We start from the raw sequence: 23,065 nt of genomic DNA, 5'->3' as shown, positions 1-23,065 counted from the left end.
TCTCCCAGATTGATCTTTGTCTTCATCTCCAGATTCCGGGCTCGATGCTGCGCATCGCCCCGGAATGACAGCTCACTCAGGCCAGCTTCTTGACTTCCGGTCCCGCCGGCTGATGCATCGCCGCGTGCGCAGCATCCGCGATCCACGGCTGCTGGTTCACCATCGGTAGCCGCCAGACCTTGCGCTCGGGAGTTGCGAAATAATCCAGCCGCGTCACCGAGCAATTGTCGATGTCGAACGACAATCCCCGCTCCGGCTGGCCGTCGAGCGCGAGCCCCAGCGCCGCCTTGATGGTGCCGCCATGCGCGACCGCGATGATGTCCTGGCCCCCCGCCTCAGCGTTGATCCGCTCGATGGTGCGGCGCGTGCGGTTGTAGAGATCCATGAAGCTCTCGCCGCCGGGCGCGGGCTCGTTGATGTCGGCAAACCAGCTCGTGCCGACGGGTCGGCTGGCGACGAACTGGGCGCGGTTCATGCCCTGCCAGCGGCCGAGATTTTGCTCGGCGAGGTCCGCTTCCCATTTCATCGATTCAGGTCTTGGGAAGCCGGCCGCCCAGATCGCTTCCGCGGTCTGGTGCGTGCGCATCAGATTGCTCGAATACCAGACCGCCGTGCGTGGCAGCACCTTGGCAACAGCGTTGAACACATAGGTATCGCTGGTGTCGCAGGCGATGTCGCTTTGTCCGTAGATGTTGCCGCCGTCATTGCGCACCGGCGCGTGACGGACCCACCACCACCGTGTCATGACCACATTGGGCTTGTCTGCGCCTGCCATCGAAACCCTTCCATCCCGTTTGATGTCGCTGTACGTCAGGTGTGAACGTGTCTCAAGACACTTTTACCGTTTGAAATCTTGTTTGAAATTCCGTCGCGCGGCAAGCGTCGCGTGAGGCACCACAGGAGAGAACGCATGGGCCGCCTGCAAGGCAAATCCGTCATCATCACCGGCGCCGGCAGCGGCATCGGTCGCGCCGCCGCGCTGCTGTTCACCCGGGAAGGCGCCAAGCTGATCGCGGTCGATCGCACCGAGGCGGTGAAGGAGACCGTCGACGAGGTGAAGAAGGCCGGCGGCGTCGCGGAAGCCATGATCGCCGACGCGGGCTCCGAGACGGACGTCATCGCCGTGATCGACAAGGCGGTGAAGACCCACGGCCGACTCGACGTGATCTGGGCCAATGCCGGCGTCAGCGGCGGGCTCGTCCCGCTCGGCGAGCAAACCGTAGAGCATTGGCAGGAGGTGTTGCGCGTCAATCTGATCGGCCCGTTCCTCGCCGTGAAACACGCGATGCCGCACATGGTGAAGCAGCAGTCCGGCGCGATCGTGCTGACCGCGTCCGTCGCAGGCCTCAAGGCCGGTGCCAGCGGGCACCCCTATGCCGCAAGCAAGGCCGGCGTGATCAGCCTGGTGCAGACCACGGCGTATTCGCTCACCGGCACCGGCGTGCGCATCAACGCGGTGTGCCCGGGCCTGATCGAGACCGGCATGACCAAGCCGATCTTCGACCGCGCCAAGGAGCGCGGCACCCAGGACAAGATCGGCCAGCTCAATCCGCTCAAGCGCCCCGGCCAACCGCACGAGCTCGCGGCGATGGGGTTGTTCTTGGCCAGCGACGAAGCCTCCTATGTGAACGGCCAGGCGTTCCCGGTCGACGGTGGCCTCACCGCGTCGATGCCGTATACGGGCAAGCCGGTTTAACTCTCGCGTGTCCCGGACGCGCTGCAGCGTTCTTGGGCTGCTGCGCAGCGTCCAGGGCACGAGAGGCGAGTTTGGCAGCTCTCTCCACATCGTCATTGCGATGCTCCAGTGCAGATCCAGCCGCCGTGCCGTAGGGTGGGCAAAGGCGCATAGCGCCGTGCCCACGATCACCTCTCCCTGAGCCACAGGGCGTGGGCACGCTGCGCTTTGCCCACCCTACGAGATCGAGATCGTGGCACGTAGCTCAAACCGCAGACACACCCTCGCATCCTCGCGGCTCATCTCGCCCGAGCTTTGCTTCATCTCTTCACCCTCATAATTGAAAGAGGGCGCAGGGAAGACCGGGAGCCCGCTGGCACCCGAGGTCCACTGTGCGAAACCTGCGTGACAAGAAGTTGCACAGCGGCATACAGGTGTAGCCAGGACATCCCGGCCTTCCCTGCGCAGTGGTTTTACGGCTTATGTCGTGCTCTCCCCGGGGAGCGTTGCACTATTGCCCCCGTCGCCTTGCGGATGGCTGACGAATGCGTCCGGTTGGACGACACCCATCACCGCAACACTTGACGCACAGACCCCGGGCGTCAGGACCACACGATTTTGCCGTACGCGGATCACACCGGTCGTGTGCGCTAGGTGTTTCGCTCACGGTTGCCCGCCCTGCGAAATCCTTTGCGCCGATGTCACCTGCGTCCACCGCCGCCCGGCCCGCGTTCGTGACGATCGCGATACGCCCCTCTTCCTTGGGCCGGGTTAAGGCGACACATACGTGATTTCCGAATTTCGGTAAAGTGGAATATTTTTGTCGCCCTGCGTTGACCCAGCGCTGGCGTGTTTTGCCCGACGGGCAACCCAAGGGATTGTGGCCTTTGTAGCCCGGATGAAGCGCAGCGTAATCCGGGAGTCCTGTCACGAAGCACGCAGGCCCCGGATTACGCTTCGCTCCATCCGGCTACGGGTTTGTGTTGATTTGCGCAATCAGCCACCGCGTTGGTATGGTTCCTGCAAGCACTGCAGCCTCCATACTCCCTGACAGAACGAGACAATGCCCAGCTCAAGACCCGACCGTATCCGCAAACTCCTCGCCGACCTCGTCGGCTTCGACACCGTCAGCGACCGCACCAACCTGCCCCTGATTGCCCATATCGAGAGCTACCTCGCCGCGTTCGGCGTCAAGGGCGAGCGCATCACCGACGTAACAGGGCAGAAGGCCTCGCTGTGGGTCACGATCGGCCCCGAGGACCGCCCGGGCCTGGTGCTGTCGGGCCATACCGACGTCGTGCCGGTGGTGGGACAGGACTGGAGCCACGATCCCTTCAGGCTGATCGAGCGCGAGGGCAAGCTCTACGGCCGCGGCACCACCGACATGAAGGGCTTTGTCGCGGTGTGCCTCGCCATGGTGCCGGAGATGCTGGAGGCCAAGCTCGTAACGCCGATTCATCTGGCGATCTCCTACGACGAGGAGATCGGCTGCGTCGGCGTGCGGCCGATGCTCGGCGAGGTCGCGAAGAAACGGATCATACCGCTCGGCGCCTTCATCGGCGAGCCGACCGAGATGAAGGTCATCATCGGCCACAAGGGCAAGCACGGCGTGCGCGCAACCTTCCGCGGCCTCGCCGGCCACTCCTCGATCGCGCCCGACGGCGTCAACGCGATCGAATATGCCGCCGAGCTGATCGTTGAGATCCGCCGCCGCGCCGTGGCGCTCGCAGCCGTGCGAGCGACCGACAGCCTCTACGACGTTCCGCACTCGACGCTGCTCACCAGCATCGTGCACGGCGGCGCCGCGCTGAACATCGTGCCCGACACCTGCACGGTGGATTTCGAATGCCGCGGCATCGGCATCACCGAGTCCAGGGAGGTGACGGATGCGATCGTCGCCTGGGCCAAGGCCGAGCTCGAGCCGGCGATGAAGGCGCGGCATCCGGAGTGCGGCATCGATTTCGAGGAGATCCTCGACTACCCCGCCCTCGACACCGCCGCCGACGCCGCCATCGTCACGCTCGCCAAGAGCCTTGCAGGGCGCAACGACCACGCCAAGGTCGCCTTCGGCACCGAGGCCAGCCTGTTCGCCAGCATGGCCCACATCCCATCCGTGGTGATCGGCCCGGGCTCGATCGCGCAGGCGCATACGCCGGATGAATTCGTGGAGATGGCGGAGCTGGAGAAGTGTGCGGGGTTCGTGGAGAGACTGATCGCGCATTGTGCGAAAGCGGCGTCGTAGGTGCCGTAGGGTAGGCAAAGCGAAGCGTGCCCACCATCAGGCTGCGATCACGGGGAGATCGTGGGCACAGCGCTGCGCGCTTTTGCCCACCCTACGAGAGCTGTCAGGGGACTTGTGGCCCGCCTCCTCGTCATTGCGAGGAGCCCTTGCGACGAAGCAATCCAGGCTGGCCCGCGGAAATGGTCTGGATTGCTTCGCTACGCTCGCAATGACGGAGTGTGTGGCGAGAGTGGCGCAAGAAAAAAGCGCGGCCACCGGCCGCGCCTTCGTCGTTCCTACACCGCGCCGGCCTTCTGCGCGTATTCCCATGAGGCCTGCGACAGCGGCACGGTGCGCTTGGCTGACTCCAGCGCCTTGGCGTTGGCGGCGGTGCCGTCGCGGACGCGGCCGGCGATGCCTTGGGTGATGCCGGCGAGACGGAACAGATTGTAGGCGAAGTACCAGTTGAGATCAGGCACCGTCATCTTGGTGACGTTGCAATAGATCTGCGCAGCTTCTTCCACGCTCGGGATGTTGAGCGCCTTGAGGTCCGCGCCCTGCAGGCCCGGCATGATCCACTGCATCAACAGGTAGGTGAAGTCGGCCATGGGATCGCCGAGCGTCGACAGCTCCCAGTCCAGCACGGCCTGTACGCGCGGTTCCGTCGCGTGGAAAATCATGTTGTCGAGGCGATAGTCGCCGTGGACGATCGAGACGCGCGCCTGCTCCGGCACGGTCTTGGGCAGCCATTCGGCGACCTTCTCGAACTCGGGAATGTGCTGCGTCTCGGACGCGCGATACTGCTTGGTCCAGCGGTCGATCTGGCGCGCGAAATAATTGCCAGGCTTGCCGAACTCGCCGAGCCCTATCGCGGTGGGGTCGTACATGTGGAGCTTCGCCAGCGTCTCGATCTTGCTGGTGAAGATCTTGCGCCGCGCATCGCCATCCTGGCTCGGCAGTGTCGGATCCCAGAACACCCGGCCCTCCTCCATCGACATGATGTAGAAGGCCGCGCCGATGACGCTGTCGTCCTGGCACAGCGCATAGGCGTGCGCGACGGGAAAGCCCTGCTTGCCGAGCGCCGCGATCACGCGATATTCGCGATCGACCGCATGCGCCGACGGCAGCAATTTGCCGAACGGCTTGCGGCGCATCACGTAGGAACGGTTCGGCGTGTTCAGCCGGTAGGTCGGATTGGACTGGCCGCCCTTGAACTGGAGCACGACCAGCGGCCCCTGATAGCCTTCGACGTTGTCGCGCATCCAGGCTTCGAGCCGCATCTCGTCGAAGCGATGACGCTCCTCGACCGGCTTGGTGCCCGAGAACTCTTCGTCTTTCCTGACGCCGTCAGCCACGATGACGCTCCCTCTTCAGTCCTGACCATTTCAGGTCGAGCATGATCCTAATCGGTAACCGCTGACGCACTTGCGTCAAGCGGTCACCGCATCGTGCCCTGCCGTTTCTTCAGATCGGGAGCGCCTCCCGGCTCTCCCTCTTAGTGACCGGGAGAGTTTGCATACTTCCGAACCTCAAGTCTGGCAATGGCGCGATTGTGCACCTCGTCCGGACCGTCGGCGAGACGGAGCGTGCGGATGTGGGCGTAGTCCTTGGCAAGGCCCGCCTCGTCCGAGACACCGGCGCCGCCGAAAGCCTGGATCGCCTCGTCGATGATCTTCAGCGCCATGTTGGGGGCTGCGACCTTGATCATGGCGATCTCGGCCTGCGCGGTCTTGTTGCCGACCTTGTCCATCATGTCGGCAGCCTTGAGGCAGAGCAGGCGCGTCATCTCGATGTTGGTGCGGGCATCGCCGATGCGCTGCTCCCACACAGAGTGCTCGACGATCTTCTTGCCGAAGGCGCTGCGCGAGGACAGGCGCTTCACCATCTTCTCCAGCGCCTCTTCGGCCTTGCCGATGGTGCGCATGCAGTGATGGATGCGGCCCGGGCCGAGCCGGCCCTGCGCGATCTCGAAGCCACGGCCTTCGCCGAGCAGGATGTTCTCTTTCGGCACCCTGACGTTCTCCAGCAACACCTGGGCATGGCCGTGCGGCGCGTCGTCGAAGCCGAACACCGGCAACATCTTCTCGACCTTGATGCCGGGCGTGTCGAGCGGAACCAGGATCTGCGACTGCTGTTGATGCTTGGCCGCCTTGAAATCGGTCTTGCCCATCAGGATCGCGATCTTGCAGCGGGGATCGCCGACGCCGGACGACCACCATTTGCGGCCATTGATGACGTAATGATCGCCATCCTTCTCGATGCGGGTTTCGATGTTGGTTGCGTCCGAGGAGGCCACCGCCGGTTCCGTCATCAGGAAGGCGGAGCGGATCTCGCCGTCCATCAGCGGGCGCAGCCATTTGCGCTTCTGCTCCTTGGAGCCGTAGCGGATGAACACTTCCATGTTGCCGGTGTCGGGCGCGGAACAGTTGAACACTTCCGAGGCCCAGGTGATGCGGCCCATCTCTTCCGACAGCAGCGCGTATTCCAGATTGGTCAGTCCCGCGCCGCGGAATTCGTCGTCCTCATGCTCGCTCGGCGGCATGAACATGTTCCAGAGGCCTTCGGCCTTCGCCTTCTTCTTGAGGTCCTCCAGGATCGGGATCACCTTCCAGCGCTCGCCGACATGATCCTGCTGATCATAGATCGGCACTGCCGGGCGCACGTGCTTGGCCATGAAGGACCGCACGCGGTCGAGCCATTCCTTCTGCTTGGGCGACAGATCGAAATCCATGGGACGCTCCTCATCTCTCTTCTGCGAAGCTGTTTGCTTCGCGAGCTGTTTTGCGCCGGACCGTCCGGCCCGCAAGCGCACAGCTTGCGGGCGCTTCGGAACCGGCTTCGCAAGTTGCGAACGAGTCCCGATTGCGATTGACATCTCCGGCCTTCAAACGATAGTTTCATACAACTGTTTGAATTGCAACTCCCTCCCCTCCGGGACATCCATGGCCAGCGATCATACGAGGTCTGCCATTCTCGCCGCCGCCGAACGGCTCTATGCCGATCGCGGTTTTGGCGACGTGACGCTGCGCGACATCGTCGCGGAGGCGGGCGTCAACCTCGCCGCGGTGAACTATCATTTCGGCTCGAAGGACGAGCTGATCGCGGAATTATTCGTCACCCGCTCGATCGCCACCAACCGCGAGCGCCTGCGCGAACTGAAGGCGGCGGAAGAGCAAGGCGGCGGCCGTGCACCGATCGAGGTGATCTTGCACGCGCTGGTCGGGCCGACGCTGCGCGGCTGCCTCGGGCCTGAGAACCAGCGCTCGACCGCGGCGCGCTTCATGATCCGCGCCTCGATCGAATCTGTGCCGCCGATCCGCCGCATCAAGAACCGCGAGATCGACCATTTGCGCAAATTCGCCGGCGCGATGCGCCGTGCCCTGCCCGACCGCAGCGACGTCGATATCTACTGGGGTCTCAACTTCGCGCTCGCGATGGCGCACCACACCATCCGCGAGAGCGAGCGGCTGATAAAATTGTCGGAAGGCAAATGCGACCTCGACGACGTCGAGGACGTGGTCGCGCGCGTGGTCAGCGTGGCGACGATGGCGCTGACGGCGGGACGGGCGGAGACGAAGGCACCGGCGCGGGTCGCGGCGCGGTAATCCCTCACATCATCGCGATGCAGTCGATCTCGACGTCGAAGGGGCCGAACCATTCCGGCGTGCAGACGAAGATTCGCGCCGGCGGATCTTCAGGGAAATAGCGTGCATAGATGGCGTTGAACGCGGCGAAATGTTTCGTCGAGGTGCAGTAGACATTGCACTTCATGACGTTGTCGAGCGAGGCGCCGGCCGCCTGGAGGCACAGCTTCAACTGCTCCATGACGATCTCGCTCTGCCGCTCGATCGGCATTTGCACGATCTCGCCCGTCTCCGGGTCGAACGGCGGCAGGCCCGAGACGAAGATCATGTTGCCGGCGCGCGTCACCGGCGAGACCGGTGCGTTGCGGCGGTCGAGAAAGGTCGAGATCGGTTCGACGCGGAGCGCTTCGCGTTTCATGCAGCCACCTTCGGTTCAAGCGAGACCGACGCCGGACTACATTATTCTGCAGCCGGCATGCTTCGCTTCTAATCGAAGTGTGGTGGTCGCCGCGGGTTCAGGCCCGCTGCGGCATCTCCTCGGCCTCTTCCTTGGCGAGCAGCAGCAGCATCTCGATGCCCATCTCGCCTTCCTGCGGCGAGCGGATGAACTTGATCTCCTCGGCACTCTGCCGCAGTGCGGCAACGATAGCGACGGCCTGATTGGCGGTGGCCGCCTCGGTCGCCAGAATTGCCTTCTGGTCCTTGGCCTGGAACCCGATCGTGTAGGACATCCATTTCCCTCCCGACGTTAGTGGAGAGATCGAAACAGAGTCTGGCGCGGAACGGAAGCCTGTGAGACTACGGACCGGAACTATCTGGGGATGGCGCGCAAGCCTCAGGCAAGCCCGAGCACGCGCGCGTCCTCTGCGGCCGCCGCTTTGCTGCGAACCACCCTCTCCCACGAGGGAAGAGGGTAAGAGCGCACGCTGCCTCTGCTGAGTTAGATGATCCCCTGCTGCTTCAGCGTCTCGATTTTGCCCGCATCATAGCCGAGCTTGCCGCCGAGGACCTCCTGCGTGTGCTCACCAAGCAGCGGCGGGGCGCGATATTCGGTGATGGGGGTGCCCGAAAGAGTCAGCGCGTTGCGGATCAGCGAGAGTTCCGGTTCAAACTTGTGCTCGGTCTTCACCCGCATGCCGCGCGACTGGACGTGCGGATCGGAAAACACCTGCTCGAAATTGTTGATCGGACCCGAGGGCACGCCGGCCTCCTCCAGCTTGTCCAGCCAGTAGGCCACCGGCTGCTTCAGGAACAGGCCGGCGAAGATTGCCATGATCTCCTTGCCGTGCGTGACGCGGTCGTTGTTCTTGACGAAGCGCGGATCGCTCGCAAGCTCGGGTTCGCCGAGCACGGCGCAGGTCTTCCGGAACTGGCCGTCATTGCCGACCACCAGCATCAGCTCGCCATCGGTGCAGCGGAACACGCCGGCCGGCATGCCGCCATTGCCCCAGGTGCCGCGTCGCGGCGGCGTCTTGCCGTTGACGAGGTAGATCTGCAGCCAGTGCGACAACGACGCGATGACGGTGTCGAACAGGCAGACGTCGATGTGCTGACCCTGCCCATCATTGGCGTCGCGATGGTAGAGCGCCGAGAGAATTCCGATCGAGGTGTTCATGCCGGTCATGTAGTCGACAATGGAGGGACCGACCTTCATCGGGCCCTCGCCCGGCTCGCCATCCATGTGGCCGGTGACGCTCATCAGGCCGCCCATCGCCTGCAGGATGGCGTCATAGCCGGCGCGCGGCGCGTACGGTCCGGTCTGGCCGAAGCCGGTCACCGAGCAATAGATGATGCCGGGGTTGATCGCCTTGATGGTCTCATAGTCGAGGCCGTAGCGCTTGAGATCGCCGACCTTGTAGTTCTCCATGAAGACGTCGACGTCCTTGGCGAGCTCGCGGATGATCGCCTGGCCCTCGGGCTTGGCGATGTTGACGGTGACCGACTTCTTGTTGCGGTTGGCGCAGAGATAGAAGGAATTGTTGTTGTTGGCCTTGCCTTCGGGATCGCTGAGGTAAGGCGGGCCGAAGGCGCGCGCGTCGTCGCCGGTGCCCGGCCGCTCGATCTTGATCACCTCGGCGCCGAGATCGCCCAGCATCTGGGCCGACAAAGGCCCAGCAAGCACGCGCGTGAGGTCAAGGATCTTGATGCCTGAGAGCGGCAGGGCCGACATGTCGATTTCCTCCAGGGAACTGAATCTTAGAGCTGATTTTGGCGCGGCGGCTCTGAGCGGCCGCGCTCCCCAGCGGATACACTATTTTGGCGCCTTGAGCCCTGCACTGGCGGCATACGGCTATCCGCAGCTCCGGCAGCACGCCAATTCCTGTCCGCAACTTTCCGCGCCGCGAATATTGCCTGATCGGCTCAGGTCACGGCTGCCGCCGCCACGCGCGGCCGCCGCCGGCCGAGCAGGATCAGGATCAATACCGTCGCGCAGGAGCAGACGAAGGTGAGACCGAGCGCGCCGCGGCTGCCGAATTGGGTGAGCAGGCCGACCAGGAGCGGCGGCGAGATCGCGGACGCCAGATTGAGCGGCAGCGCGATCATCGACATCGCCTTGGCGAACTCGGCCTGGTCGTAGAACACCAGCGGGATGGTCGCCCGCGCCACCGCCATCGCGCCGCTGCCGGCGCCATAGAGCAGGATGAAGACCGCGACCGCCCAGGTCGCGCCTTCGCTCAGCATCAAGAGCAGCATGGCGACGGGCAGCGCCGTGCCCGCGACGAGCCCGGTCGTGATGCCGTCCCATCGCCCGCCGCCGAGGAGATCGAGCCCGCGGGCGCTGACCTGGATCACGCCCAGCATCGAGCCGAACGCGAGGGCCTGCGCAGGCGTGAGCCCCTCCGCCCGCAACAGCTCGATCATGACGGCGCTGATGCCGAAATTGACGAAGGCGTTGAGCGTGATCGCGGCGACGACGAGGCCGAAAGTGCTCCTTGGAATCGCGGGCACATCGGCAGACTTAGCCGGCGTGCCGCCATCGTCCTTCGCAAGTCTCCGGCGCGGCGCCACGAATGCATAGAGCGGAAGCGACACGAGGATCAGCATGGCCGCGTAAACCAGGCACGTCCCGCGCCAGCCGAGGTGCCCGCTGAGAAACGAGGTCGTCGGCCAGAAGATGCTGCTGGACAGGCCCGTTACCAGCATCAAGGCCCCGATCGCGTTCTTGGCCTGCCGTCCCGCGACCTCGTTCAGCATGATATAGGCGCCGGTCGACAGCGTGGCGCTGCCGGCGATGCCGAGGACGATCCAGGCGGCGAAATAGAGCATCGGCTCTCGCGCGAGGGACAGCAGCACGAAGCCGGGCGCGGTGACGACCGTGCCGACCATCATGACCGTCCGCGCGCCATGCCGCGCAAACGATTTGGCGAGCCACGGCGCGCACAGCCCCATCGAGACGTAGAGAACGGATGTCCCGGCGAACACCGCCGGCAGGCTCATGCCGAGATCGGCGGCGAGATCGCGCCCGACGATGGCAGGAAGCCCGATCGTGCCCCATCCGACCAGCTGCGTGATGGCGAGCACCAGCAGGACCCCGATCAGCCTGCTGTCAGTTTTCAAGAACCGCATTCCAAACGTTCGCCTGCCCGGCAGGCGCCGATCACGCCTGTGACACCTCTCTTAGCTGGAGACTCAGCGCACGGGAACGCCGGCCGCCGAATGGCAGAAGGCAGCCGGGAGCATGTCAGGAGGAGGCAGTAGCCTCTACCGCGCGATCCCGAGCAAGGATCGCGCCTCGGCGGCGGTCGCAACGCGGCGACCGTGGCGCGTGACAGCCTCGCAGGCGATGGTCACGAGCTCCGCATTGCTGGCGGCGAGGCGCGTCTTGTCGATCCTGATATTGTCCTCGAGCCCGGTCCGAACCGCGTCGGCGCCCCGCGCCAGCGCCCAGCCCATGACCTCGGCCTGGTGACGTCCGATCCCGGCCGCGGTCCAGGTCGCGTGCGGGATCAGCCGCCTGAGCTCTGCCAGCAGGATGTCGAGGACATGCTCGTCCGCCGGCATCGCGTTCTTGACGCCCATGACGAACTGCACGTGCGGACGTGTGTCGATCAGCCCCGCCTCGATCAGGCGGCGGGCACCATGGATATGAGACAGATCGAAGATCTCGATCTCCGGCCGGATGCCATTCGTCTGCATGCCGGTGGCGAGGGTCTCGACCAGGGCGGCGCTATTCTCATAAACAATCGTCGGGAAGTTCACCGATCCCGTGGACAACGAGGCCATGTCCGGCTTCAGATAAAGCGACGATCCGCGCGCCGAGGGATCGCGGCCCCGCCCGCCGGTCGAGAACTGGACGATCATGCCAGGACAATGCTTCCTGATCCCCTCCGCTACCTTCGCAAAACGTTCGGGATCGGACGACGGCGTCTCGTCATCATTGCGAACGTGGATGTGGGCAAGCGTGGCGCCGGCCTCGAAGGCCTCCTGCGTCGACTCGATCTGTTCGGACGGCAGAATCGGCACCGCCGGATTGTCCTTCTTGCGCGGAACGGAGCCGGTGATAGCGACAGCAACGACGACGGGGTTCATCCTGCAACCTCATGATGATCGCGCTCACGCGCACCAAGTTCGATCAGGCCCTGACATAGCGCGCAGAGCCCTGCCGCCGCAAACATCAATTGTCGCAGCGGCACGGCTTCCTTGCGTTCTCGTCAGGTCTGAACTGCGGCCACACCATTCGCGGCTTCCGCACGCTGCCGCTCATAGTCGGCTCGCGGCATCGGAACGGCCTTGGAATTGCCGAGATCGTCGATCTTGATCCGATAGGTTTCCCGAGCCGTGACGGCCGCCAGCGCCGCGATCACCGTGATGCCGAAGGCGATCGCGCCCACCGTCAAGGGAATGTTGGCCGAGCCGGGAGGTGCTACGATGGCGAACAGGGCTGGAAGCAAGGCGGTGATGGTCGTTCCGATGTTCTGCGAGATCGCCATCGCCGACACCCGTGTGCGCGTCGGAAATAGCTCCGGGTAAAAGCTCGGGAAGATCGCGTTATAGCCCTGATAGACGACGCCCCACATCAGGAGCGACAGCAGGATCGCCAGCGGCACGTTCCTGATGCTGATGGCATAGAGGTAGCCGAAGGCGAGCAAGCCGGAGAGCAGCGCGCCCACGACGATCGGAGGCTTGCGCCCGACCTTGTCGGAGAGATTGCCGACGAAGGGAATAACGAACACGGCCAGCATGTTTCCGAGGACCGGGATCCACAGATAAACGTCCTTGGCAAAGCCGATGCCGTAGGCCGGCTGCACCGCGTAGGCCGCACCGAAGATGGTCGCGACAACCGGAATGACATTCATCAGCGCCATGCAGATGACCCTGAGCATGTCGGGCCAGTTCAGCTTGATGGCCTGAACGATGGGCGCCCGCGGCGTTTCTCCCCGCTCGCCCTCTCGCGCAAAGGCCGGGGTCTCGTCGACTTCGCGGCGAATGATGTAGCCCGCGACGATGACGAAGAAGCTGAGCAGGAAGGGAATCCGCCAGCCCCAGCTGTTGAAGGCGTCGGTCGGCATATAGGCCGCCAGCGGCAGGAAGACCGCAGCTGCGAGAATCTGTCCAGCCTGTACGCCCTGAAGGGCGAAGCTTGCATAGAAACCGCGTCGACCGAACGGCGCATGCTCCAGAATCATCGAGCTTGCGCCGGAGATTTCACCGGCAACGGCAAATCCCTGCACGAGGCGCAGCATGACGAGCAGGATCGGCGCCAGGATGCCGACCTGCTGATAGGTCGGCAGGATGCCCACCGCCATGGTCGAGATGCCCATCAGGAACATGCAGAGGATGAGGACGGTCTTGCGGCCATGGGTGTCGCCCCAATGTCCGAGCACGAAGGCGCCGATCGGCCGGGCCACATATCCAACGCCATAGGTCGCCAGCGATGCGACGATCGCGACCGTGGGATTGTCCGACGGGAAGAAGATTTGCGGGAAGATCAGCGACGCAGCGGTCGCATAGATGAAGAAGTCATAATATTCGAGAGCCGACCCGATCCAGCCGCTGGCAGCAGCCTTTCTGGACTGACTCATGTCGTGGATCGCGCGCGTGGTACCCATCACAAAAGCTCCTCCCGATCTGTTCGTTTGATGCGTCCCGTTGGCGGGCTTCGCTGGACAATTGGACAGCAATCCCCGGGCGCTCTGCGGAGCTCCGCGAGCGCTTGGCACTGCCGGTCGGTGTCTTGAGTGAAGAGACAGTAGGCTTTCGCCGGGCTAACACAATTACCCAGTTATGCGATAAACCTAACATGATGTTATCTGGGCTAAAGGGCCGAGCCGACCCACTCTGCACGCTGACCGACGGCTCGGCATGTCGCCGCGGAATTCATTCCGGCGGATTGAACGTCCGCACGAAATACACGGGCTCGCTGCCCTTCTTCAGGCGGTAGAGTTGCGCCGGGCGGTTCGGGCCGCGCCGCATCTTCGCGACCGGCTCGATCATGTCGGCCGACAGGATGCGGGTGCGGAAGGCGCTCTTCTCCAGCGGGCGGTCGAGCACGATCTCGTAGACGCGCTGCAAATCCGGCAGCGTGAATTCCGGCGGCATCAGATAGGCCGGCAGCGAGGTGTATTCCACCTTGTTGCGCAGGCGCTGGATCGCGGTTGCGAGGATGTCGCCGTGATCGAAGGCGAGCTTGTCCTTGAGCCTGCCCCCTCGAATTGGAAACCAGTGCGCATCGTTCGCCAGCACGCTTGCGTCCGCCGGGATCAGCGCGAAATAGGCGTGCGTCGCCGACCAGCCGCGCGGATCGCGCGTCGCGCTTCCCCAGCTTCCGAGTTGCTCCAGATAAGGGCTGGTGACCCCGGTCTTCTCCTTCAGCTTGCGGGCCGCGCAAGCCGCGAGGTCGCGGTCCTTCGTGACGTCCACGAAGCCGCCCGGCAGCGCCAAGCTGAGCGGAAACGGCTCGCCCTCGCCGGCCGGGCGCTGCATCAGCAGCACCTGAAGGCTGTCGTCGAGGATCGTAAAGATCACGACATCGACCGTGGTCAGGGGGCGCGGAAAGTCCAATTCTCCAGACTTTCCAAGGCCCTTGCCAAGGTCCTTGCTCCGCCCCTCACCTGCCATCGCCAATCTTCCCTGTTCGGTTTGACAGTAGCATAGTTAGTTGTACAGTCCAACTTACTTAGTTGCTCAGACACACTTATTGCAGCCGTTGGAGAAACACATGTTCGGCGTCAGGTTCATCAAGGCCCAGCCCACCACCTATCTGATGAAGTATCGCGCCGGCGCGATCGTCGCCGAGGGTGCTGGTCTTTCCGCGCTGTATTACGCGCCGGTGACCATGCTGGTCGCGGTGCCCGTCGGCAGCCGCGACGCCTCGTTCATCTTCGAGCAGACCGCGCGCGACTTTCAGACGCTGACCGTGCAGGGCCAGGTGACTTATCGCGTCAGCGACCCGAAGAAGGCGGCCTCGATGCTCGACTTCACCCTGAAGGCTGACGGCAAGACCTATGCGAGCGACGATCCGGAAAAGCTGCCGGAACGCATCCTCGGCACGGTCGAGGTCCTCGCCCAGCAAGCGGTGAAGGAACTGACGCTGAGGGACGCGTTGCAGGCGTCCGACCGCATCGCCGACATCATCGCGGGCGGCTTGAGGGCGCGCGCCGACATCGCAGCTCTCGGCCTCGAAATCCTCGGCGTGTCGATCCGCGGCATCAAGCCGACGCCGGACACCGCGAAGGCGCTGGAGGCGCAAGCGCGCGAAGCGATCCTGAAGAACGCGGACGAAGCGATCTTCGCCCGGCGCAACTTCGCCGTCGAGCAGGAACGCGCCATTCGCGAGAGCGAGCTCGACACCGAGATTGCGGTCGAGCAGAAGAAGCGGTCGATCCGCGAGACCCAGATGGACGCCGAGGCGAGCGTTGCGGCAAAGCGCAATGAGCTGCGCGAGGCCGGCATGGCCGCGGACATCGTGCTGGAGGGCAAGCGCAAGGATTTCGTCGGCCTCAACGCCGAGAACACCAGGACGCTGGCCGACGCCGAGGCCTACCGCGTCGGCGCGCTGATGAAGATCTTCGAGGGCGTCGACACCCGCGTGATCCAGGCGCTTGCCGCTGCCGGCATGCAGCCAGGTCAGCTGATCGCGCAAGCCTTCTCCGGCATTGCCGAGAAGGCCGAGAAGATCGGCCAGCTCAACGTCTCGCCGGACCTGCTCAGCCAGTTGATGGAGAAGCCGAAGCCGACGGAGGCCGCCAATGCCCGCCGCCAATGACCGCAAGGTGGTGCTGGTGACGCGCAAGACCAGGCTGGAGGACCTGATCGCGCGCCACCTGACGGCGGCACAGGCGCGCTTCTATGTCGAGCATCTCGGCGCCGACTTCTCCGACTATGAGCGCGAGCACGAGGTCTATCGTGCCCAGCGTCACACGACGCTGCAAGTGCTGGAGCAATGGGGGCGCTATCAGGTCATCGACCGCGGCTTCCTGCCGAACTTCCTCTTCGGGCCTGATGACATCGTCGTCGCGCTCGGCCAGGACGGCGTCGTCGCCAACACGATGAAATATCTCGATGACCATCCGCTGATCGGGCTCAATCCGGATCCCGCGCGCCACGACGGCATCCTCCTGCCCTTCGCGCCGCGCGACCTCGCCAAGCTCCTGCCGGAGGTCGCCACTGAGAAGCGCGGCAGCCAGGCCGTGACGATGGCGGAAGCACGGCTCAACGATGGCCAGGTGCTCTACGCCGTCAACGATTTGTTCATCGGCGCACGGACGCATGTCTCCGCGATCTATGAGCTTGCCGCCGGCGGGGCGACGGAACGGCAATCTTCAAGTGGACTGATCGTCTCGACCGGGCTCGGATCGACCGCCTGGATCAAAAGCATCGTCACGGGCTCGCTGGCCATTGCCGGCAGTCTTGTTGGGCAGCCTCCCCCGCTGACCGGTTACGAGGCCCTGCCCTGGGACGCGCCGGAGCTGCGCTTCGCGGTGCGCGAGCCCTTCCCCAGCCGCCATTCGCAGACCCATCTCGTCTGCGGCCGGCTCGCCTCGGCGGACCAGTTGCGCATACGCTCGCTGATGGCGGAAAACGGCGTCATCTTCAGCGACGGCATTGAAGCCGACCGTCTCGACTTCAACGCGGGTGCCGAGGTTGCGATCGGGATCGCCGCGCGGCGCGGACGATTGATCGTCTGATCATGTTAGGCCGCCGCGCCGCCTCACGCGGTGTGGCCGGGATCGACGTGCCTCGGCGTCTTCTTGTCGCGCTGCGGGGTCATCTTGGCCGGATCAGGCGCACCGGGCACGCCGCGGGGACCCAGCTGCTCCCGCTGGATGTCGTCCTCGGAGCGGGATGGCTCGACGCCGTTCGGCTCACGCGGCTTGGTCATCGCGTCTTCCTTCTCAAGCGTTGTCCTGGACGCCGAGCGCGTTGCCTCCGGCTTCGCGGCCGGGCACGCTGACCTGGACTTCATGTCCCTCACGAAGCGCGAGGGATGCGGCGGCGACCGCCGATTCGAATGCAGCTTCCTTGGTGGCGTATGTGTTCTTGACGTCGCCGTCGTGCAGCACGCCCCATTCGTCCCTCACCGGCACGATGGCATATTGAGCAAGGCCCATTGTCCAACTCCTGGCTTTGAGTTTCAGAATTTGGCTTTCACCGTCTGTCCGATAACGCGCCGGCGGGCCTATCGTTGCGTCAGCTGCGGATGCGCAGCGCTGACGCGCCACACCGTGTTGCCGCTGTCGTCTGCGACCAGCAGCGCGCCAGTCTTGTCGATGGCGACGCCGACGGGACGGCCACGCGCCTGGTTGTCGCTGTTCAAAAAGCCCGTCACGACGTCCTGCGCCGGTCCGCTCGGCTTGCCCTCGGTAAACGGCACGAACACGACCTTGTAGCCGTTGAGCACCTTCCTGTTCCAGCTGCCATGCTCGCCGACGAAGGCGCCGCCACGATAGGCGGCCGACAGGCCGGAGCCGGTGTTGAAGACGAGCCCGAGCGGGGCGACATGCGAGCTCAGGGCATAATCCGGCACGATCGCCTTGGCGACGAGATCCGGTCGCTGCGGCTTGACGCGGGGATCGACGTGCTGGCCGTAATAGCTATAGGGCCAGCCGTAAAAGCCGCCGTCCTTCACCGAGGTCATGTAGTCAGGGACGAGATCGGGACCGAGTTCGTCGCGCTCGTTCACCACCGTCCACAACGCGCCGGTCTGCGGCTCGAAGCTGAGCCCGTTGGGATTGCGCAGGCCGCTTGCGAACACGCGCCAGCGGCCGCTGGCACGATCGACCTCGAGGATCGCGGCGCGGTTGTGCTCGGCCTCCATGCCGTTCTCGGTGATGTTGCTGTTGGAGCCGACGCCGGCATAGAGTTTCGAGCCGTCGGGGCTCGCGACCAGGCTCTTGGTCCAGTGATGGTTGATCGGCCCACCCGGCAGCGGCGTCAGCTCGGTGCCGGGCGCGGTGATCTTCGTGTCGCCTTCCGTGTAGGGATATTTGACGATCGCATCGGCGTTGGCGACATAGAGGTCGTTGCCAACCAGCGCGATGCCGAAGGGCGAATTGAGATGGTCGAGGAAGACGCTTTGCGTCTCCGGCACGCCGTCGCCATTGCTGTCGCGCAGCAGCGTGATGCGGTTGCCCGGCCCGGTGTCGTTGCCGCCCGAGGTCGCCCAGGACTCGATGTAGCCCATGACGATCTCTTTGGGCCGCTTGATCCCGGCCCCCTTCGGCGCCTTGGATTCCGCCACCAGCACGTCACCATTGGGCAGCACGTAGATGAAACGCGGATGCTGCAGGCCGGTCGCGAAGGCCTTGACCTGCAGGCCCTCAGCCACAGCCGGCGTCTCGTTCTTCTTCCAGCCGACGATGCGCGCGATGTGGACCGGCGGCAGCAAATATTGCTGGATGTCGGGAAGTTTTGGGTTGGCGCCGATCTGCGCCTTGGGGTCGCCGCTGCCGTCGTCGCAGCCAGCCAGCAACAGCAGCGGCGAGAACACCAGCGCCCGGGCAAGCTTCGATATCATCGTGCAACTCCTACGCCGTGGCGATAGACCATGGCCCAGCCGAGCCAGCCGGTGACGGGCAGGATCAGCACCGTGATCACGGACAGAACGAGCCCGGTCGGCCACACCGAGGTCCAGGCATCGCGGGTGTGGATCAGCGCGTTGACGATGGCCAGGATCAGCGCCAGTGCATTTCCGATCAGATGCGGCCAGGCCGGCGTTTGCGCCCGCACCAGGCGGTTGCCGAGGAAATCAATCAGGCCCGCGATCGCCGCCAGCACGCCGAAGACGACGCCAGCGAGCAGAAGCCAGGCGGAAAAATTCGTCCACATGATCTCGGCGCTGGCGACATAGGCGATGTCGGTTAGCAGCGCCCCGACGAAGCATGCGATCGGGATCGGCACCAGCATCGGATGAACAGGATGACCCGCGATCTGCGCGGTGGTGCGCACGCGCATGTCGTCTTGCACGGTCGGCCTCGTGTGATTTTCGGTCCTGCCCGACCGGCCAACTCGTGCGCGGAGTGATGGTTCCTAGGGGATCCCCGCCGCCTCGTTCCGACGCGCGCGGATGGCATTCATCGCCGTAGCGATATCAGCGATCTCACGGGCTACGATGGCCTTAGATGCGCGCCAGACCCAGCTTTTCGCGGACCTCGTCATCCTCGATCGCCTGATCGAGGCGCGCATTCTTGTCGGCTTCCAAATCTTCCGCGATCGTCTCGAGGGTTCGAAATGCGTCGCCAGCGCTCGCGGCCGTTTCGAGGTGAGCGATCGACTGACCGTTCACCGAGAGGTCGGCCTCGCCCCAGGGCGTAGTGTCGATCACCAGGCGATCGCCGCCGGCCTTGGCGATGAAGTGCTGGACGGTGGATTTGGAGGTCGGCAGGGAGAGGTCCGGCGTCCAATCGATCAGCTTGTTGGTCATGTGTATGTCCCGAAGTTGCGACCAATGGATAGACCATCCGGCGCGGGGGACATTGACCTGGATCAGGCCGCGACCGGGCCGTCCTTGTTCTGCGGGCTGAGGTTAATATTCTCGATGCTTTCTTTCGGGGGTATCGAATGAAATTGATATGTCCGTGGCGGTGTGCCTGACGCTGGCATTATGCACGACCGCTCACAGCCATCCTGTGGCGAGTTGCGCAGGCAAGTTCGTCGGCACCTGGATTCACCAAGAGCCTCGTGCGGAGCGACTGAGGTGGACCACTACTCTGGAGGCGTGGCCGCAAGGCCGCGTCTCGAAGGAACATTAGGCCGCACTCAGGAGCAGCGCGCAAATGCCGAGGACAACGGTCTGAGCCGCGGCCGCTCCGAAGGTCACGATCTTGATCGTCGTCGCCAGACACATCAGGTTGAATTTGGTGTCACTCACGTCGTGGCGCAGGAGGATCTGCGCGATCATGGCGTCTTCCACGAAATCGCTGATGATATAGGCGGCCGGCACGATGCAGACCGCGACACAATACCACCAATTGGCCGGGTCAGGCCATGTCAGCGCCGAGGCGAGCCATAGCGAGCCAGTGACGAAAAACCCTCCGACAAGAAAAATGTAGATGACATCCAGAAGCATGATGCATCGAGCATAGGGCCTGCGGAAGGGACCATTGGCGGGCGACCGCAGCCACTGCTCAAGCGATCTCCGGGTGAGCGCCTCGCCGGTCGATGGAATAGGTCCTGGGCGTTCGAGGAAGCGAGCGCTCACATCGGCGCCGAACCTGCTCGAAATCATGGCCACGATGAACGGCCAGATGATGGCCGCCGCAGCGAACGTGATTGCGTACATCGTTCCTCCCGAAATTCGCTTAGGTGACCGATACCCCTCTCAGCGACGTGGCCGGTTCAGGGCCTTCGACGTCTGATCAGCACTTGGCTGGCAATCGCCCCGCCGAACTCCGCACATCTCGACGCGCCTGAACTCGCCGGAAAAATACGGCTCCAAACCGAGCGGCTGCGCAGCGATGATGGTGTCTTCATCGTCTCCAAACCTGCCGACGCAGACTCGTCGCAGCATCGCGGTCGTCAAACCCTTGGCGCCCCTGAAATTGGCCCGGCTGACCGTGGCGCCGCACAGATTGGCGCCGGTCAGATCTGCGTTCCTGAAATCGGCGCCTCCCAGGGAGGCATTTTCGAAGTTGACGCCGCGGAGATCGGCGTCGCGCAAATCGGTGATGAAGCAGCGATAGGTCTGCCAGACGTCCAATTTAGGAGGTGCGTTGGTCTTGCTTTCCTCTTTCTTCTTCGGAGCCGGATCGGTTTCATCGAAGCCGATGCTCTCGGCGGTGAACCGCGTCTTCTCAAATTGCTTCGGTCTCTCGGATTCCTTCCACAACCATCCCGAACTAGCCGGCGAGCCTGGGACATCCCAGTCGGCCAGACTTGCGCCACCGAGATCAGCACCAAAAAGATTGGCGTATCGTAAGCTGACCCGACGCAGCTGGGCTTGCGTCATCACCGAACAAGAAAGGTCGAGCCCGCTAAGATCGAAATTGTCCAATCCGAGATTGGCCAGATTCAAGCGCCTGTCACCGGCACACAACCTGCCGCTGGGTAAACTGCGGACCCTCGATAGCACACCACCGCCGAGTTGCCGGATGGCGGCCTGAGCAGCAGGTGGCGGCTCCTCGCGGCGCTCGACGACCGGCCTTGGCCGGGTCGGATCTCCCGCGTCGCAAGTCCCGGATTCCTGCATCCGGTTGGCCTTCGTTCCATCGACGACGACGCTTTCCAGAATTGTGATAGCCTGCTGCCCGAAAGCGCCGGGGCTCTCCGAGACAAGGCTGGTGATCCGCTGCGCGGCCACCTGTGCATAGGGTTTGTCCGGGGCGTCAACCAGGCTGCGGGTCGCCTCCGCAAATTGCTGGCCCCGCTCGTGATCCAGACGAAGCCTGTAGTCTGCATTCCACTGATTGCTCGTCAACCAGAGCTGGACGGCACCGGCAATAAAGGTCGCGACGAGTCCCAGCCCGGTCAGGACCTGATAGTTCGTCTGGCGCAGGCGATCCTGAACCTCCAACTGCTTGATCTGATCGGCATCGAAGTGAAGCAGGACCTGCGCGCGCGGCGTTGCCCACCAGAACCAGAAAAACGCCCCGAGCAGGAAAATCGCAATGAAGACCAGCGGCACGATCAAGTAAAACATGACTAAGCTCCGCTCGCGGTTACCTGACTCTTTGCAGCCCTTGCCTCATCAACACCGTCGCCAGCAGGAGCGGCGTCGACATGGCATTCCAGTCCACGACGGCAACATCGCCGTTCAGCTGAACCAACTGCTGGAGGGCCGACATGAGGTTCCGCGGGGCGTATGTCGCGTCAACGCCGCCGATCCCGACGGATAGACCCAGGCGCTCGATGGCGCTGACGTGGATCGCCTCTCCGATCGGCTTGGCGTGCCGGTCGAAGCAGACGTTTCGTTCGAACGGTCTGGGCGCAACGGGTACGGGCAGATTTCCGATCGACCGGTAGACATAGGGCATGAAACGATACAGCCCCTGACGAGGTTCGTGCTGGGGCGCCGTGATACAATCAGGAGCGAGTGCTGGCGGCGGATCCAACGGGAAGTCGTCGCCGGCAATCTGGCGAACGCGCTTGATCATCCAATCCAGAGTGATGTCTTCGAGCTGATGCGGCCCGGACCGCACATATCCGCCGCCGACGTCGGCATGGGCCCCCGCGAACCACACCTGCTCCACGTTTGCCGGCCGTGCGGTGAAGGGCAATCGCCGCCAGAGAGTGGCTTCGAAAGCCTCCCGATGTTCGTCGATCGCCAGCGCCTGCAGGCTGTGCTCGCAGATCCCCGACAGACCGACGTCATGGAAGCCGTACAGGTCGCGATTTTCTTTCCAGAACGCATTCAGCGGTATCCCCAGGGCGCCCACGGTGTCGAACACGCCGAGCAACTTGACTGGAATGCTGTTCGGACCTGACGAAATCTTTCTGACGAGTATCTCGTCACAAGGGAGGCGGTTGGCCGGATGCGTGCGATAATGCGCCCACAGCCGCGACAAGGCCTTGGCGTCGAACTTATTGCGATAAATCAGACCGACGGCTGCCAGGCAGCCCACCAACGACCGGGCGGTGTATGAGCCGCGCGAGAAGCCGAAGATGAAAATCTCGTCTCCCCGGTCGTAGTGCTGGGCCAGAAAAGTGTAGGCACGGCGAACGTTTTCCGACAGGCCTGCGCCAAGGGCACCACCGCTGAACCGATCCAGAAAACCGCTGGTTCCTACCCCTCGCTCGTAGAGGATGACGTTGTCCCGGCCGCCCGGCTTGCCGCCCTTCAGGACGAATGTCTGCTGAGGCACGGCAGCGGAACTCGTGACGTCGCTCGTGGCGCGCGAATGCGCGTTGGAGAGATGCTCTGCAATTCTCTGCCTGAGGCGAACGATGTTGGTGTCGGCCCCGCCGTCATCGGCGTCGTTCCAGGTGCCGTCCAGCAGCAAGATGATCCGCTTCGCCACCCCAGCCCCCCAGCCTCATGGCACGTTCCGGCAGAACTCGATCAATCTAGCGAGATCGTGTCCCCTGCCCGCAACTTGAGGATGCTACACTTCCTCCGAGGATGTCCAGCCGGTTCGCTGTCAGCGCACAGCGAGTGCCAACGAACATTCGAAACGCGTCACTTGCAGGGGGATCGAGCAGATGCGCTCA

General features: G+C 63.9%; 23 protein-coding genes. 5 read left to right on the top strand and 18 right to left on the bottom strand.

Annotation, left to right across the window (positions count from 1 at the left end; translation table 11 throughout):
* Positions 1–76: 76 nt before the first annotated feature.
* Positions 77–775, bottom strand: coding sequence for a histidine phosphatase family protein (locus GGD62_RS15485; RefSeq protein ID WP_179734435.1), 699 nt, complete (start codon positions 773–775; stop codon positions 77–79).
* Between the two features lie 135 nt (positions 776–910).
* Here GGD62_RS15485 and GGD62_RS15480 point away from each other — a divergent pair, with 135 nt between their 5' ends.
* Complete coding sequence (locus tag GGD62_RS15480) at positions 911–1,696, top strand: SDR family NAD(P)-dependent oxidoreductase (RefSeq protein ID WP_018322223.1); 786 nt, start codon at positions 911–913, stop codon at positions 1,694–1,696.
* A 1,042-nt stretch (positions 1,697–2,738) separates the two neighbouring features.
* Positions 2,739–3,917 (top strand): acetylornithine deacetylase, encoded by a 1,179-nt coding sequence (argE, locus tag GGD62_RS15475; RefSeq protein WP_183708969.1) that lies wholly within the window; start codon positions 2,739–2,741, stop codon positions 3,915–3,917.
* A gap of 275 nt (positions 3,918–4,192) precedes the next feature.
* Here argE and GGD62_RS15470 read toward each other — a convergent pair whose 3' ends face one another.
* Positions 4,193–5,251, bottom strand: coding sequence for a phosphotransferase family protein (locus tag GGD62_RS15470; protein WP_018322221.1), 1,059 nt, complete (start codon positions 5,249–5,251; stop codon positions 4,193–4,195).
* Between the two features lie 140 nt (positions 5,252–5,391).
* On the bottom strand, positions 5,392–6,627 hold the full coding sequence (locus tag GGD62_RS15465; protein ID WP_183708968.1) for an acyl-CoA dehydrogenase family protein: 1,236 nt from the start codon (positions 6,625–6,627) through the stop codon (positions 5,392–5,394).
* A gap of 211 nt (positions 6,628–6,838) precedes the next feature.
* Between GGD62_RS15465 and GGD62_RS15460 the strand changes: the two genes are divergently transcribed.
* Entirely contained in the window at positions 6,839–7,501 is a 663-nt protein-coding gene (locus tag GGD62_RS15460; protein WP_183708967.1) for a TetR/AcrR family transcriptional regulator, read from the top strand.
* 4 nt (positions 7,502–7,505) lie between these two features.
* Here GGD62_RS15460 and GGD62_RS15455 read toward each other — a convergent pair whose 3' ends face one another.
* From GGD62_RS15455 to GGD62_RS15425, 7 genes are all read right to left on the bottom strand, one after another.
* Positions 7,506–7,898: a RidA family protein gene (locus GGD62_RS15455; protein ID WP_183708966.1), complete on the bottom strand. Its 393-nt coding sequence runs from the start codon at positions 7,896–7,898 to the stop codon at positions 7,506–7,508.
* Positions 7,899–7,995: 97 nt separating this feature from the next.
* Positions 7,996–8,211, bottom strand: coding sequence for a hypothetical protein (locus GGD62_RS15450; RefSeq protein ID WP_018322217.1), 216 nt, complete (start codon positions 8,209–8,211; stop codon positions 7,996–7,998).
* Between the two features lie 209 nt (positions 8,212–8,420).
* Entirely contained in the window at positions 8,421–9,650 is a 1,230-nt protein-coding gene (locus GGD62_RS15445; protein ID WP_183708965.1) for a CaiB/BaiF CoA-transferase family protein, read from the bottom strand.
* A 191-nt stretch (positions 9,651–9,841) separates the two neighbouring features.
* Positions 9,842–11,047: an MFS transporter gene (locus GGD62_RS15440; protein WP_183708964.1), complete on the bottom strand. Its 1,206-nt coding sequence runs from the start codon at positions 11,045–11,047 to the stop codon at positions 9,842–9,844.
* Between the two features lie 135 nt (positions 11,048–11,182).
* Positions 11,183–12,010, bottom strand: a complete 828-nt coding sequence (locus GGD62_RS15435) for a 3-keto-5-aminohexanoate cleavage protein (RefSeq protein WP_179734423.1) — start codon at positions 12,008–12,010, stop codon at positions 11,183–11,185.
* Positions 12,011–12,132: 122 nt separating this feature from the next.
* Complete coding sequence (locus tag GGD62_RS15430) at positions 12,133–13,530, bottom strand: MFS transporter (protein WP_183708963.1); 1,398 nt, start codon at positions 13,528–13,530, stop codon at positions 12,133–12,135.
* A gap of 268 nt (positions 13,531–13,798) precedes the next feature.
* Positions 13,799–14,539 (bottom strand): NrtR DNA-binding winged helix domain-containing protein, encoded by a 741-nt coding sequence (locus GGD62_RS15425; RefSeq protein WP_092260287.1) that lies wholly within the window; start codon positions 14,537–14,539, stop codon positions 13,799–13,801.
* 100 nt (positions 14,540–14,639) lie between these two features.
* Between GGD62_RS15425 and GGD62_RS15420 the strand changes: the two genes are divergently transcribed.
* Both GGD62_RS15420 and GGD62_RS15415 read left to right on the top strand, forming a co-directional pair.
* Positions 14,640–15,686 (top strand): SPFH domain-containing protein, encoded by a 1,047-nt coding sequence (locus GGD62_RS15420; protein ID WP_183708962.1) that lies wholly within the window; start codon positions 14,640–14,642, stop codon positions 15,684–15,686.
* Complete coding sequence (locus GGD62_RS15415; protein ID WP_183708961.1) at positions 15,670–16,608, top strand: sugar kinase; 939 nt, start codon at positions 15,670–15,672, stop codon at positions 16,606–16,608. The genes GGD62_RS15420 and GGD62_RS15415 overlap by 17 nt, the downstream gene beginning before the upstream one ends.
* Before the next feature lie 23 nt (positions 16,609–16,631).
* Here GGD62_RS15415 and GGD62_RS15410 read toward each other — a convergent pair whose 3' ends face one another.
* From GGD62_RS15410 to GGD62_RS15375, 8 genes are all read right to left on the bottom strand, one after another.
* Positions 16,632–16,802: a hypothetical protein gene (locus GGD62_RS15410; protein WP_183708960.1), complete on the bottom strand. Its 171-nt coding sequence runs from the start codon at positions 16,800–16,802 to the stop codon at positions 16,632–16,634.
* Between the two features lie 13 nt (positions 16,803–16,815).
* Complete coding sequence (locus tag GGD62_RS15405) at positions 16,816–17,031, bottom strand: hypothetical protein (protein WP_018322207.1); 216 nt, start codon at positions 17,029–17,031, stop codon at positions 16,816–16,818.
* Between the two features lie 68 nt (positions 17,032–17,099).
* Positions 17,100–18,437: a sorbosone dehydrogenase family protein gene (locus GGD62_RS15400; protein WP_183708959.1), complete on the bottom strand. Its 1,338-nt coding sequence runs from the start codon at positions 18,435–18,437 to the stop codon at positions 17,100–17,102.
* Positions 18,434–18,874 (bottom strand): DUF2231 domain-containing protein, encoded by a 441-nt coding sequence (locus tag GGD62_RS15395; RefSeq protein WP_183709024.1) that lies wholly within the window; start codon positions 18,872–18,874, stop codon positions 18,434–18,436. The genes GGD62_RS15400 and GGD62_RS15395 overlap by 4 nt, the downstream gene beginning before the upstream one ends.
* A 163-nt stretch (positions 18,875–19,037) precedes the next feature.
* Positions 19,038–19,343, bottom strand: coding sequence for a hypothetical protein (locus tag GGD62_RS15390; RefSeq protein ID WP_183708958.1), 306 nt, complete (start codon positions 19,341–19,343; stop codon positions 19,038–19,040).
* Positions 19,344–19,667: 324 nt separating this feature from the next.
* Positions 19,668–20,201, bottom strand: a complete 534-nt coding sequence (locus GGD62_RS15385; protein WP_183708957.1) for a hypothetical protein — start codon at positions 20,199–20,201, stop codon at positions 19,668–19,670.
* Between the two features lie 39 nt (positions 20,202–20,240).
* Positions 20,241–21,557 carry a pentapeptide repeat-containing protein gene (locus GGD62_RS40795; protein WP_183708956.1) on the bottom strand — a complete coding sequence of 439 codons (1,317 nt, stop codon included), beginning with the start codon at positions 21,555–21,557 and terminating at the stop codon, positions 20,241–20,243.
* Positions 21,558–21,576: 19 nt separating this feature from the next.
* On the bottom strand, positions 21,577–22,875 hold the full coding sequence (locus GGD62_RS15375) for a DUF2235 domain-containing protein (protein ID WP_183708955.1): 1,299 nt from the start codon (positions 22,873–22,875) through the stop codon (positions 21,577–21,579).
* Between the last annotated feature and the right edge of the window lie 190 nt (positions 22,876–23,065).

This window comes from Bradyrhizobium sp. ERR14, from assembly GCF_014198235.1.
Lineage (GTDB): Bacteria > Pseudomonadota > Alphaproteobacteria > Rhizobiales > Xanthobacteraceae > Bradyrhizobium.
Note: the sequence above shows the minus strand (reverse complement) of the source record. Positions and strands in the feature narration are given on the sequence as shown.

Bases quoted from the DNA above. Each gene is read 5' to 3' on its own strand.
- GGD62_RS15485 (WP_179734435.1), bottom strand. From the start codon at position 775: ATGGCAGGCGCAGACAAGCCCAATGTGGTCATGACACGGTGGTGGTGG.
- GGD62_RS15480 (WP_018322223.1), top strand. From the start codon at position 911: ATGGGCCGCCTGCAAGGCAAATCCGTCATCATCACCGGCGCCGGCAGC.
- argE (WP_183708969.1), top strand. From the start codon at position 2,739: ATGCCCAGCTCAAGACCCGACCGTATCCGCAAACTCCTCGCCGACCTC.
- GGD62_RS15465 (WP_183708968.1), bottom strand. From the start codon at position 6,627: ATGGATTTCGATCTGTCGCCCAAGCAGAAGGAATGGCTCGACCGCGTG.
- GGD62_RS15460 (WP_183708967.1), top strand. From the start codon at position 6,839: ATGGCCAGCGATCATACGAGGTCTGCCATTCTCGCCGCCGCCGAACGG.
- GGD62_RS15455 (WP_183708966.1), bottom strand. From the start codon at position 7,898: ATGAAACGCGAAGCGCTCCGCGTCGAACCGATCTCGACCTTTCTCGAC.
- GGD62_RS15450 (WP_018322217.1), bottom strand. From the start codon at position 8,211: ATGTCCTACACGATCGGGTTCCAGGCCAAGGACCAGAAGGCAATTCTG.
- GGD62_RS15445 (WP_183708965.1), bottom strand. From the start codon at position 9,650: ATGTCGGCCCTGCCGCTCTCAGGCATCAAGATCCTTGACCTCACGCGC.
- GGD62_RS15440 (WP_183708964.1), bottom strand. From the start codon at position 11,047: ATGCGGTTCTTGAAAACTGACAGCAGGCTGATCGGGGTCCTGCTGGTG.
- GGD62_RS15435 (WP_179734423.1), bottom strand. From the start codon at position 12,010: ATGAACCCCGTCGTCGTTGCTGTCGCTATCACCGGCTCCGTTCCGCGC.
- GGD62_RS15430 (WP_183708963.1), bottom strand. From the start codon at position 13,530: ATGGGTACCACGCGCGCGATCCACGACATGAGTCAGTCCAGAAAGGCT.
- GGD62_RS15425 (WP_092260287.1), bottom strand. From the start codon at position 14,539: ATGGCAGGTGAGGGGCGGAGCAAGGACCTTGGCAAGGGCCTTGGAAAG.
- GGD62_RS15420 (WP_183708962.1), top strand. From the start codon at position 14,640: ATGTTCGGCGTCAGGTTCATCAAGGCCCAGCCCACCACCTATCTGATG.
- GGD62_RS15415 (WP_183708961.1), top strand. From the start codon at position 15,670: ATGCCCGCCGCCAATGACCGCAAGGTGGTGCTGGTGACGCGCAAGACC.
- GGD62_RS15410 (WP_183708960.1), bottom strand. From the start codon at position 16,802: ATGACCAAGCCGCGTGAGCCGAACGGCGTCGAGCCATCCCGCTCCGAG.
- GGD62_RS15405 (WP_018322207.1), bottom strand. From the start codon at position 17,031: ATGGGCCTTGCTCAATATGCCATCGTGCCGGTGAGGGACGAATGGGGC.
- GGD62_RS15400 (WP_183708959.1), bottom strand. From the start codon at position 18,437: ATGATATCGAAGCTTGCCCGGGCGCTGGTGTTCTCGCCGCTGCTGTTG.
- GGD62_RS15395 (WP_183709024.1), bottom strand. From the start codon at position 18,874: ATGCGCGTGCGCACCACCGCGCAGATCGCGGGTCATCCTGTTCATCCG.
- GGD62_RS15390 (WP_183708958.1), bottom strand. From the start codon at position 19,343: ATGACCAACAAGCTGATCGATTGGACGCCGGACCTCTCCCTGCCGACC.
- GGD62_RS15385 (WP_183708957.1), bottom strand. From the start codon at position 20,201: ATGTACGCAATCACGTTCGCTGCGGCGGCCATCATCTGGCCGTTCATC.
- GGD62_RS40795 (WP_183708956.1), bottom strand. From the start codon at position 21,557: ATGTTTTACTTGATCGTGCCGCTGGTCTTCATTGCGATTTTCCTGCTC.